Source organism: Streptomyces sp. NPDC002537, from assembly GCF_053594975.1.
On record NZ_JBSFWT010000023.1, the window covers coordinates 82186 to 93398 of the forward strand.

The following is an 11213-nucleotide window of genomic DNA, read 5'->3' on the forward strand; positions in this document are numbered from 1 at the left end:
ACTTAGCACTAAGCAATCTCTCTTAGCGGTGAGACAGTGACTAGGCTGGGGCGCGTGACAGACCAAGTCGACCGAATCCAGGAACAGTGGGCCGCGCAGCGCCCCGACCTGGACACCTCCCCGATGGGCATCATCGGCCGCCTCCAGCGGCTCTCACGGCTCGTCGACGCGGAGCTGCGCCGCACGTTCGCCTCGCACGGGCTCGACATCGCCTCCTTCGACGTCCTCGCCACCCTGCGGCGCAGCGATCCGCCGCACCGGCTGACACCCGCCGAGCTGATGCGCTCCGCGATGGTCACGTCCGGCGCGATCACCCAGCGCCTCGACCGGCTGCAGAGCCGCGGCCTGATCACCCGCACCCCCAGCGACTCGGACGGCCGCGGCATCCACGTCACCCTCACGGAAGAGGGCCGCGCCCTGATCGACGTGGCCCTGCCGGATCACCTCGCGACGGAGAACCGGCTGCTGGCGGCACTGCCGCGCGGGCGGCGCGACGCGCTGGCCGGTGAACTGCGCACGCTGCTGGAGTCGTTGGGCGACACGCCCCGGTAGGGGGATCGTGGTCCGCCGACGTGAGAACAGGGGTCGGTCAGGGGTCCACCTCCGTGCCCCCGACACATATCGTCGGCCCCATGACCAGCGACACGACCAGCGACACGACCACCGACATGACCACCGACACCGGCCTGTTAACAGGCAAGACGGCCCTCATCACCGGCGCCAGCAGTGGCATAGGCGCGGCCGCGGCCCGTGTGTTCACCCGTGAGGGCGCGGCCGTCGTGCTCGTCGCCCGGAGCGAGGAGAAGCTGGCCGTGCTCGTCGAGGAGCTCCGCGCCAAGGGGCATCGGGCCGCGTACGCCGTCGCGGACATCGCCCGCCCCGACGACGCCGCCCGCGCGATCGACACGGCCGTCGCCCGGTTCGGCCGGCTCGACGTCGCCTTCAACAACGCCGGGGTCGCGGCCGCCCAGTCGCCCATGCACCTGATGGACGACGACGTGTACGACAGCATCATGGACACCAACGTCCGCGGCGTCTGGAACTGCATGCGCCACGAGATCACCGTCATGCTCGGACAGGACGGCGGCGGCACCATCGTGAACAACAGCAGCACCGCGGGGCTCGTCGCCACTCCCACCGCCGCCCCGTACATCGCCTCGAAGCACGCGGTCATCGGCCTGACCAAGGCCGCCGCGGCCGAATACGCGGAACAGGGCATCAGGATCAACGCCATCGCCCCCGGCGTCACCCTGATCGAGAAGCTCACCGAATACCTACGGTCCGTCCCGGAGATGGCGGAGGCCATGTACAAGTCGTCGCTGCTGCCGCGCGGCGCGCGCCCGGAGGAGATCGCGGAGGCCGCCGCCTGGCTGGCCAGCGACCGCGCCTCGTTCGTCGTGGGCGCGACCGTCCCTGTCGACGGCGGCTGGACCACCCGCTGAACCACGCAGAGACCGCCCCCGCCCGGCGGACGGGCGGGGGCCTTGCCTCACTTCTCCGCGATGACCACCGCCGACGCCACCCCCGCGTCATGGCTCAGCGAGACGTGCCACGACGTGACGCCCAGTTCCTCGGCGCGGGCCGCGACCGTGCCCGTGACGACCAGGCGCGGCTGGCCGGTCGCCTCCGTCGTCACCTCCGCGTCCGTCCACAGCAGGTTCCCCGGCGCGCCCAGCGCCTTCGCCACGGCCTCCTTCGCCGCGAAGCGCGCGGCCAGCGAGGCGATCCCCCTGCGTTCACCGCTCGCAAGGTACAGCTCGCGCTCGACGAAGAGCCGGTCGGCCATGGCCGGGGTGCGGCGGAGGGCCGCCTCGAAGCGGTCGATCTCGGCGACGTCGATGCCGACTCCCACGATCATTCGACGGTCACCGACTTCGCGAGGTTGCGCGGCTGGTCGACCTCGTTGCCGCGGGCGGTGGCGAGCTCGCACGCGAAGACCTGGAGGGGAACCGTGGCCACAAGAGGCTGGAGGAGCACGGGAGTCGCCGGGATCTCGACGAGGTGGTCTGCGTACGGACGGACGGCCTCGTCACCCCGTTCGGCGATCACGATGGTGCGGGCGCCGCGGGCGCGGATCTCCTGGATATTGGAGACGATCTTGTCGTGCAGCACGGAGCGCCCGCGCGGCGACGGGACGACCACGACCACCGGCAGGTCCTTCTCGATCAGGGCGATCGGACCGTGCTTGAGCTCGCCCGCGGCGAAGCCCTCGGCGTGCATGTAGGCGAGTTCCTTGAGCTTCAGGGCGCCTTCCAGGGCCACGGGGTAGCCGACGTGCCGCCCGAGGAAGAGGACGGTGTTCTTGTCGGCGAGGGAGCGGGCCAGTTCGCGGACCGGCTCCATGGTCTCCAGGACCTCGTCGACCTGGGTGGCGATGGCGGACAGCTCGCGGACGACCGAGCGGATCTCGTCGCCCCACTTGGTGCCGCGCACCTGCCCCAGGTAGAGGGCGACGAGATAGCAGGCGACCAGCTGGGTCAGGAACGCCTTCGTGGACGCGACCGCGACCTCGGGCCCGGCGTGGGTGTAGAGGACGGCGTCGGACTCGCGCGGGATCGTCGAACCGTTGGTGTTGCAGATGGCCAGCACCCGGGCGCCCTGCTCGCGCGCGTGCCGCAGGGCCATCAGGGTGTCCATCGTCTCGCCGGACTGGCTGATCGCGATCACCAGCGTCCGCTGGTCGAGGATCGGGTCGCGGTAGCGGAACTCGCTGGCCAGCTCCGTCTCGCAGGGGATGCGGGTCCAGTGCTCGATGGCGTACTTGGCGATCATCCCGGCGTGGTACGCGGTGCCGCACGCCACGATGACGACCTTGTCGACCTCCCGCAGCACGGACGTGGGGATGCGCACCTCGTCCAGCGCCAGCGTGCCCGCGGCGTCGATGCGTCCGAGGAGCGTGTCCGCGACCGCCTTCGGCTGCTCGGCGATCTCCTTGAGCATGAAGTAGTCGTAGCCGCCCTTCTCGGCGGCGGAGGCGTCCCAGTCCACGTGGTACGCGCGGACGTCCGCGGGCGCGCCGTCGAAGTCGGTGACGGTCACGCCCTCCCGGCGCAGCTCCACGACCTGGTCCTGACCGAGTTCGAGGGCCTCGCGGGTGTGGGCGATGAACGCGGCGACGTCGGAGGCGAGAAAGTACTCCCCGGCGCCGACGCCGACGACCAGCGGCGAGTTGCGGCGGGCGCCGACGACCACGTCGGGCTCGTCCGCGTGCACCGCGACCAGCGTGAACGCGCCCTCCAGCCGGCGGCACACCTGGCGCATGGACTCGGCGAGGTCGCCGCAGGAGGAGAACGCCTCGGAGAGCAGGTGCGAGACGACCTCGGTGTCGGTCTCGGAGGCCAGCGCGTGACCGCGGTCGGTCAGCTCGGCACGCAGCTCGGCGAAGTTCTCGATGATGCCGTTGTGCACGACGGCGACGCGGCCCGCGTTGTCCAGGTGCGGGTGGGCGTTGTCGTCGGTGGGCCCGCCGTGGGTGGCCCAGCGGGTATGGCCGATGCCGGTGGGACCGGACGGCAGCGGGCGGTCCGAGAGCTCCTTCTCCAGGTTGGCGAGCTTGCCCGCCTTCTTCGCGGCGGCGAGCCCGCCGTCGGCGAGCACGGCGACCCCCGCCGAGTCGTAGCCGCGGTACTCCAGCCGCCGCAGCCCGGCCAATACGACGTCGAGGGCGCACTGCCCTCCCACATAGCCAACGATTCCGCACATGCGGAGCAGCGTACGGCCCGGGGCCGGGCCGTAACCCCCAATGGCCCAACCTCCGCGCACCGGACTCGGCAGGCGCCTCTGTGCACGCCCGCACGCCCCCGTCCCAGCTCCCGTCCCGGCCTCGCCCCGGCCTCGCCCCGGCCCCGTTTCAGCTTCCCCGCTCGATCCGGTCGATCGCGTCCTGGACCAGTTCGAGGTACTCGACCTCCTCGCAGCGCGGCTTGCTGCCGAACCGATAGCGGTCCAGGCAGTCGTCGAGGTCCTGGCCGAGGTCCTCGTCGGGCAGCTCGGCGGCCAGCTCGCCGCAGACATGGGCGGCGAAGTCCTCGCCGCCCCCGGGCACGCCCCGTACAGGGTGGAGGGGGCGCGCACGGCGCAGACGGCGCGCAAACTGACGTACGGAGACCCGTACGGAGTTCCGTACGGCGCGGAGAACGAACACGGCGCCCCTCAGCGATGGTGCGGCAGCAGGATGCTGGACCGTAGTACTGACCGGCCAGTAGGTACAGGGGTCTCGCCGAAGTTCACTGCCTGACGCCGCACGAGCCTCGCAAACCCCATGAGAACGCCCGCACCCGGCACCCGGAAGTGAAGGGCGCGCGGCACCCGCGCACAATGGGCGCGTGCCGACCACTACAGAGCAGCCGCAGCAACGCCGCCGCGCAGACTCCTCCCCGTACGTGGACCTGACCCGTGCGGAATGGAGCGCCCTGCGCGAGAACACCCCGCTGCCACTGACGGCGGAGGAGGTCGAGCGGCTGCGCGGGCTCGGCGACGTCATCGACCTGGACGAGGTCCGGGACGTCTACCTGCCGCTGTCCCGCCTGCTCAACCTCTATGTCAAGGCCACCAGCCAGTTGCGCGGGACGCTCAACACCTTCCTGGGCGAGGCGGGTACCCGTGGCCACGGTTCGCAGCCGGGAACCCCCTTCGTCATAGGGGTCGCGGGCAGCGTCGCCGTCGGCAAGTCGACCACCGCCCGCCTGCTCCAGGCGCTGCTGGCCCGCTGGCCCGAGCACCCGCGCGTCGAGCTGGTCACCACGGACGGCTTCCTGCTGCCCAACGCCGAGCTGCACCGCCGCGGGCTGATGTCCCGCAAGGGCTTCCCCGAGTCCTACGACCGGCGTGCCCTGACCCGCTTCGTCGCGGATGTGAAGGCGGGCAAGGACGAGGTGACCGCGCCCGTCTACTCCCACCTGATCTACGACATCGTGCCCGGCGAGCGGCTGACCGTGCACCGCCCGGACATCCTGATCATCGAGGGCCTCAACGTCCTGCAGCCGGCCCTCCCCGGCAAGGACGGCCGCACGCGGGTGGGGCTCGCCGACTTCTTCGACTTCAGCGTCTACGTGGACGCGCGGGCGGAGGACATCGAGCGCTGGTACTACGAGCGCTTCAAGAAGCTCCGCCTGACGGCCTTTCAGGACCCGCACTCCTTCTTCCGCCGCTACACGCAGGTCCCGGAGGAGGAGGCGCTGGACTACGCGCGCCGCAACTGGCGCACCATCAACAAGCCGAATCTGCTGGAGAATGTGGCGCCGACGCGGGGGCGCTCGAACCTCATCCTCCGGAAGGGGCCGGACCACAAGGTCCAGCGGTTGTCCTTGCGGAAGCTCTGAGGGTGGGCGCGGGCCGGTTCGCCGCCTTGCGGCGGGAGCGGCCTGCGGCCGCGTCCTCAAACGCCGGACGGGCTGATTTTGCCGGCGTGATCCACAACCTGCGGGCCGCAGGCCGAAGAGCCACAGTCCGGAAAATCCAGCCCGTCCGGCGATTGAGGACCGGGGTCCGGGGCGGAGCCCCGGAAAACCCTTAGCCCAGCGCGGACTTGACGGCGTCAGCCAAGCGTTCGGCGACAGCCTGCGCCTGCTCGATGTCGGCGGCCTCGACCATGACCCGCACCAGCGGCTCCGTACCGGACGACCGCAGCAACACCCGCCCCGTGGAACCCAGTTCGGCCTCGGCCACGGCGACCGCCGCGGCAAGCTCCTCCGAGGACGCCACGCGCGACTTGTCGACGTCCCGCACATTGATGAGGATCTGCGGCAGCCGCTCCATGACACCGGCGAGGTCGGCCAGCGACCGTCCCGTCGCCGCGACGCGAGCGGCCAGCATCAGACCCGTGAGGGTGCCGTCGCCGGTGGTGGCGTGGTCGAGGACGATGACGTGGCCGGACTGCTCGCCGCCGAGGGCGAAGCCGTGGGCCTTCATCTCCTCCAGGACGTAGCGGTCGCCGACGGCAGTCTGCACGAGGTCGACGCCCTCGCGCTCCATGGCCAGCTTGAAGCCCAGGTTGGACATCACGGTGGCGACGACGGTGTTCTTGCGCAGCGAGCCGGCCTCGCGCATGGCGAGGGCGAGGACGGCGAGGATCTGGTCGCCGTCGACCTCGTTGCCCTTGCTGTCCACGGCCAGGCAGCGGTCGGCGTCACCGTCGTGGGCGACGCCCAGGTCGGCGCCGTGCTCGACCACGGCGGCGCGCAGCTTGTCCAGGTAGGTGGAGCCGCACTCGTGGTTGATGTTGAGGCCGTCGGGCTCGGTGCCGATGGTGACGACCTCGGCGCCCGCGCGGGAGAACGCCTCGGGGGAGACACGGGAGGCGGCGCCGTGGGCGCCGTCGATGACGACCTTGAGGCCGTCCAGGCGGTTGGGCAGCACGCCGATGAGGTGGGCGACGTAGTTGTCGAAGCCCTGGTCGTAGTCGCGGACCCGGCCGACGCCGGCGCCGGTGGGCCGGTCCCAGGGCTCGCCGGAGGCGTGCGCCCGGTAGGTCCGCTCGATCCGGTCCTCCAGCTCGTCGGCGAGCTTGTGGCCGCCGCGGGCGAAGAACTTGATGCCGTTGTCGGGCATGGCGTTGTGGCTGGCCGACAGCATCACGCCGAGGTCCGCGCCGAGCGCCCCGGTGAGGTAGGCGACGGCGGGCGTGGGCAGCACGCCCACCCGCAGGACGTCGACACCCGCGCTGGCGAGCCCGGCCACCACGGCGGCCTCCAGGAACTCCCCGGACGCCCGCGGATCGCGGCCGACCACGGCCACGGGGCGGTGGCCCTCGAACGTACCCGCCTCGGCGAGCACATGCGCCGCGGCGACCGACAGGCCGAGCGCCAGCTCGGCTGTCAGATCGGCGTTGGCCACACCGCGCACACCGTCCGTACCGAAGAGTCGTCCCACTGGTGTCCTCCGAAAAACGCGGGAGGCACGGGGCCCGGGAGGGCCTCTGCCAAAGAAGAAAGGTGTCGAGTCCGGGACCGGAGCGTTGCGCCCGGGTACATCCAGGTATACGCCCCGTGCCGCCGATAGCCGAACGCCCCGGCGGGCACGGAGCGTGCCGCCGGGGCGTTCGAGCAGAAGCAGCAGGTGCTGTTTAGCGCTTGCTGTACTGCGGAGCCTTGCGGGCCTTCTTCAGACCGGCCTTCTTGCGCTCGACCGCACGGTCGTCGCGGCTCAGGAAGCCGGCCTTCTTCAGCGGGCCGCGGTTGTTCTCCACGTCCGCCTCGTTCAGCGCGCGGGCCACACCGAGGCGCAGGGCGCCGGCCTGGCCGGACACGCCGCCACCCGCGATGCGGGCGATGACGTCGTAGCGGTCGTCGAGCTCGAGCACCTTGAAGGGCTCGTTGACTTCCTGCTGGTGCACCTTGTTGGGGAAGTAGTCCTCAAGGGTGCGGCCGTTGATCTTCCACTTGCCGGTGCCCGGAATGATCCGGACGCGGGCGATGGCGTTCTTACGACGACCCAGGCCGGCGGCCGGCTGCGGGTCACCGAAGCGGGACGCCAGCGACTCGGAGGTGTACTCGCCCTCGACGGGCACCTCGGACTCGAAGGTCGTTACTTCGGCGTAGGTCTCGTCGCCCTCGAGCGGGGTCTCGACGGTGGTCTCAGCCACGATTCTCCTCAGATACTTTCTGTCTGGTTCGGCGGTGGCCGGGACTAGCCCTGCTTGACCTGGGTGATCTCGAACGGAACCGGCTGCTGGGCGGCGTGCGGGTGCTCGCTGCCCGAGTAGACCTTCAGCTTCGAGAGCATCTGACGGCCGAGGGAGTTCTTGGGGATCATGCCCTTGATCGCCTTCTCGACAGCCTTCTCGGGGCTCTTGTCGAGCAGCTCGTCGTAACGCACCGCGCGGAGACCGCCCGGGAAGCCAGAGTGGCGGTAGGCCATCTTCTGGGTCTTCTTGTTGCCGGACAGGTGCACCTTGTCGGCGTTGATGATGATGACGAAGTCACCCATGTCCATGTGCGGGGCGTACACAGGCTTGTGCTTGCCGCGCAGGAGGTTGGCGGCCTGAGAGGCCAGACGGCCCAGGACGACGTCCTGCGCGTCGATGATGTGCCACTGGCGCGTGACATCGCCGGGCTTGGGGCTGTACGTACGCACGGTCGTAGCCTTCGCTTCTGAGTGTGGGTCCTGACACGTCTCTCCGGGCGGTCAACCGACACTGACGGCGATCCGGGGACGCAACCCGGACGCGCGCCGGTGGTTATCGGCCCGACGAGCAAGCGTAAGGGCCCCTCGCGTGAGAACGACCAAGCCAATACGCATAACGAACTCGTAGAGTACCGGTCGCCTACCGGCGGGGTCAAAACACATGGCCCCACTACAGCGGTGCCCCCGCCCGCGGACCGCCTGCCGCCTGCGGCGGGAGCGGCCTGCGGCCGCGTCCTCAAACGCCGGACGGGCTGATTTTGCCGACGCAGCCCGCCGCCTGCGGGCCGCAAGCCAAAGAGCCACGGTCCGCGAATCCAGCCCGTCCGGCGTTTGAGGACAACGCGGCGAAGCCGTGTTGCGGGGCCCGGGGCCAGGAAGCCCGGCTACCGGGCGCGGGCCACGCGCGCCTCGTCCCAGACCGGTTCCGGCACCTCGCGGACGCGCCCGTCCGCCCCGAAGACCACAAAGCGGTCGAACGAACGAGCGAACCAGCGGTCGTGGGTGACCGCGAGCACCGTGCCCTCGTAGGACTCCAGCCCCTCCTGGAGCGCCTCGGCCGACTCCAGGTCCAGGTTGTCCGTCGGCTCGTCCAGGAGCAGCGCCGTCGTCCCGGCCAGCTCCAGCAGCAGGATCTGGAAGCGGGCCTGCTGCCCGCCCGACAGCTTCTCGAAGGGCTGATCGCCCTGCTTCTCCAGCTCGTACCGCCGCAGCACGGACATCGCGCCGCCCCGGTCCTTGGCGTGCTCCGTCCACAGGATGTCGACGAGCGTGCGCCCCATCAGCTCGGGGTGGGCGTGGGTCTGGGCGAAGTGGCCGGGAACGACCCGGGCGCCCAGCTTCCAGGCGCCGGTGTGGGCCACCTCCTCGCCCGCCAGCAGCCGCAGGAAGTGCGACTTCCCGGAGCCGTTCGAGCCGAGCACCGCGACCCGCTCGCCGTAGAAGACCTCCAGGTCGAAGGGGTGCATCAGCCCGGTGAGCTCAAGCTTCTCGCAGGTCACGGCCCGTACACCGGTGCGCCCGCCGCGCAGCCGCATCCGGATGTCCTGCTCGCGCGGCGGCTCCGGCGGCGGCCCGGCCTCCTCGAACTTCCGCAGCCGGGTCTGCGCGGCGGCGTAGCGGGAGGCCATCTCGTGGCTGACCGCGGCGGCCTGCCGCAGGTTGACCACGAGCTTCTTCAGCTGGGCGTGCTTCTCGTCCCAGCGGCGGCGCAGCTCCTCGAAGCGGGCGAAGCGCTCCTTACGGGCCGCGTGATACGTGTCGAAGCCACCGCCGTGCACCCACACGTCACTGCCGGCCGGGCCCGGCTCGACGCTGATGATCTTCTCGGCGGCGCGGGCGAGCAGCTCGCGGTCGTGGGAGACGAAGAGGACGGTCTTCTTCGTCTCGCGCAGCCGCTCCTCCAGCCAGCGCTTGCCGGGCACGTCGAGGTAGTTGTCGGGCTCGTCGAGGAGCAGCACCTCGTCCGTGCCGCGCAGCAGCGACTCCAGGACGAGCCGCTTCTGCTCACCGCCGGAGAGGGTCCGCACCTGGCGCCACTGCGCCTTCTCGTACGGGACGCCGAGCGCGGCCATGGTGCACATGTCCCAGACGGTCTCCGCCTCGTAGCCCCGCGCCTCCGCCCAGTCGGCGAGGGCCTGGGCGTAGGCCATCTGCGCGGCCTCGTCGTCCCGCGTCATGATCGCTTGCTCGGCGGCGTCCACCTCGCGCGCCGCTTCCCTGATGCGCGGCTGCGCCACGGAGACCAGCAGGTCACGCACGGTGCGGTCGTCCCGTACGGACCCCACGAACTGCGGCATCACCCCGAGCCCGCCGGTGACGTTCACCGTGCCGCCGTGCGGCTGGAGCTCCCCGGAGATCAGCCGGAGCAGCGTCGTCTTGCCCGCGCCGTTGGCACCGACGAGGGCGACCGCGGCGCCCTCACCGACCCGGAAGGACACGTCGCCGAGCAGCGCCCGACCGTCCGGAAGGTAGTACTCCAGGTGCGCTGCCTCGACATGTCCCATGGGTGGGATTGTCGCGGCAGGCGAGGGATGTGACCAACCGGTTTACGATGCACGCCATGAGCTTTGGGCAGGGAGGGCCGTACGGGGCCCCGGGGGAACCCCAGCAGCCGCAACCGCAGTGGGGCCCGCCTCCGCCGCCCCCGCCCCCCTGGGGACCGCCGCCCGGAACACCCGGTACATCCGGAACGCCCGACTGGTCGGCGCTCGCCGCCGACACCGCCGCCCGCGGCCGCCGCCGCAAGGTGCTGCTCATCGGCGGCGGGGCACTGGCCGCGGTCGCGGTCGCCACGGCCGTGACCTTCGCGGTCACCGGCTCGCACCACGGCGGCGGCAAGGCGTCCGGCCTGCCCGCGCCCGAGAAGCTGCCCAGCGCGTCGGGAACGCCGGAACCCTCCTTCTCCGAGCACGCGCCGCCGCCCCCGCCGAACCCGCTCGACTTCATATCCGGCGCCGACAAGGACAAGGCGCCCCTGAGCACGAAGACCCTCTTCCCGCACACCAAGCCGGTCCTCGGCAAGCGCAAGTACCAGCAGACGGCCACCGCCACCACGACGGACTGCGCCTCCGCGACACAGGGTGCCCTCGGCTCCGTCCTCGCCGACAACGGCTGCCGCAAGGTGCTGCGCGCCACGTACGTGCGGGACGGGCTCGCGGTGACCGTCGGGGTGGCCGTCTTCGACGACAAGGCCGCCGCGGACAAGGCGAAGGAGCAGTCCGCGGGGAACATCGAGTCCCTGCCCGGGGACGGCGACCCCGCCTTCTGCCGGGCGACGGCCTGCAGGCTGACGGCCAACGCGGTGGGGCGCTACGCGTACTTCACCGTGGCGGGGTACGCGAACGGCAAGGCGGTCGACTCCGACGACACCGTGGCGCTGCAGGCCGGGCGGGATGTCTCCGACTACACGTTCCGCCGCATCATGTACCGCGCCAACGCGCAGGCCCTCGATTCGGTGAAGTCCCCCGCAGCGGGCAAGCCGGCGTAGCCGCCGGGGGCGACCCCCAGACCCCCAAAGCGGCTCCGCCGCTTGTCCTCAAACGCCGGACGGGCTGAATATGCGGGCTACGGTCCGCACATCCAGCCCGTCC

11 protein-coding genes are annotated in these 11213 nt (G+C 71.1%); 4 read left to right on the plus strand and 7 right to left on the minus strand.

The window, feature by feature from the left end; translation table 11 throughout:
* The first annotated feature begins 54 nt into the window (after nucleotides 1–54).
* Complete coding sequence (locus ACWD4A_RS13740; protein WP_451193336.1) at nucleotides 55–552, plus strand: MarR family winged helix-turn-helix transcriptional regulator; 498 nt, start codon at nucleotides 55–57, stop codon at nucleotides 550–552.
* An 80-nt stretch (nucleotides 553–632) separates the two neighbouring features.
* Nucleotides 633–1442 (plus strand): SDR family NAD(P)-dependent oxidoreductase, encoded by an 810-nt coding sequence (locus tag ACWD4A_RS13745; protein WP_451193338.1) that lies wholly within the window; start codon nucleotides 633–635, stop codon nucleotides 1440–1442.
* A gap of 47 nt (nucleotides 1443–1489) precedes the next feature.
* Here ACWD4A_RS13745 and ACWD4A_RS13750 read toward each other — a convergent pair whose 3' ends face one another.
* The 3 genes from ACWD4A_RS13750 to ACWD4A_RS13760 form a co-directional block, all read right to left on the minus strand.
* Nucleotides 1490–1858, minus strand: a complete 369-nt coding sequence (locus tag ACWD4A_RS13750; RefSeq protein ID WP_451193340.1) for a holo-ACP synthase — start codon at nucleotides 1856–1858, stop codon at nucleotides 1490–1492.
* Nucleotides 1855–3702, minus strand: coding sequence for a glutamine--fructose-6-phosphate transaminase (isomerizing) (gene glmS, locus ACWD4A_RS13755; protein ID WP_451193343.1), 1848 nt, complete (start codon nucleotides 3700–3702; stop codon nucleotides 1855–1857). The genes ACWD4A_RS13750 and glmS overlap by 4 nt, the downstream gene beginning before the upstream one ends.
* Before the next feature lie 148 nt (nucleotides 3703–3850).
* Nucleotides 3851–4144: a hypothetical protein gene (locus tag ACWD4A_RS13760; RefSeq protein WP_451193345.1), complete on the minus strand. Its 294-nt coding sequence runs from the start codon at nucleotides 4142–4144 to the stop codon at nucleotides 3851–3853.
* Between the two features lie 181 nt (nucleotides 4145–4325).
* On the opposite strand from ACWD4A_RS13760, the gene coaA reads away from it, so the two are divergent.
* A complete protein-coding gene (coaA, locus tag ACWD4A_RS13765) occupies nucleotides 4326–5321 on the plus strand; it encodes a type I pantothenate kinase (RefSeq protein WP_451193348.1) in 996 nt (331 codons plus the stop codon).
* A gap of 190 nt (nucleotides 5322–5511) precedes the next feature.
* Here coaA and glmM read toward each other — a convergent pair whose 3' ends face one another.
* From glmM to ACWD4A_RS13785, 4 genes are all read right to left on the minus strand, one after another.
* Nucleotides 5512–6870, minus strand: coding sequence for a phosphoglucosamine mutase (gene glmM / locus ACWD4A_RS13770; RefSeq protein ID WP_451193350.1), 1359 nt, complete (start codon nucleotides 6868–6870; stop codon nucleotides 5512–5514).
* A gap of 193 nt (nucleotides 6871–7063) precedes the next feature.
* Entirely contained in the window at nucleotides 7064–7582 is a 519-nt protein-coding gene (gene rpsI, locus ACWD4A_RS13775) for a 30S ribosomal protein S9 (RefSeq protein ID WP_451193353.1), read from the minus strand.
* 44 nt (nucleotides 7583–7626) lie between these two features.
* Nucleotides 7627–8073: a 50S ribosomal protein L13 gene (gene rplM, locus ACWD4A_RS13780; protein WP_451193354.1), complete on the minus strand. Its 447-nt coding sequence runs from the start codon at nucleotides 8071–8073 to the stop codon at nucleotides 7627–7629.
* A gap of 434 nt (nucleotides 8074–8507) precedes the next feature.
* On the minus strand, nucleotides 8508–10127 hold the full coding sequence (locus ACWD4A_RS13785; RefSeq protein ID WP_451193356.1) for an ABC-F family ATP-binding cassette domain-containing protein: 1620 nt from the start codon (nucleotides 10125–10127) through the stop codon (nucleotides 8508–8510).
* 56 nt (nucleotides 10128–10183) lie between these two features.
* Between ACWD4A_RS13785 and ACWD4A_RS13790 the strand changes: the two genes are divergently transcribed.
* The gene (locus ACWD4A_RS13790; protein WP_451193358.1) at nucleotides 10184–11110 is read left to right on the plus strand and encodes a hypothetical protein; all 927 of its coding nucleotides are present in this window, start codon (nucleotides 10184–10186) and stop codon (nucleotides 11108–11110) included.
* Nucleotides 11111–11213 lie beyond the last annotated feature (103 nt).

Coding starts and splice junctions, on each gene's coding strand:
- ACWD4A_RS13745 (WP_451193338.1), top strand. CDS start 633: ATGACCAGCGACACGACCAGCGACACGACCACCGACATGACCACCGAC.
- ACWD4A_RS13750 (WP_451193340.1), bottom strand. CDS start 1,858: ATGATCGTGGGAGTCGGCATCGACGTCGCCGAGATCGACCGCTTCGAG.
- glmS (WP_451193343.1), bottom strand. CDS start 3,702: ATGTGCGGAATCGTTGGCTATGTGGGAGGGCAGTGCGCCCTCGACGTC.
- ACWD4A_RS13785 (WP_451193356.1), bottom strand. CDS start 10,127: ATGGGACATGTCGAGGCAGCGCACCTGGAGTACTACCTTCCGGACGGT.
- ACWD4A_RS13790 (WP_451193358.1), top strand. CDS start 10,184: ATGAGCTTTGGGCAGGGAGGGCCGTACGGGGCCCCGGGGGAACCCCAG.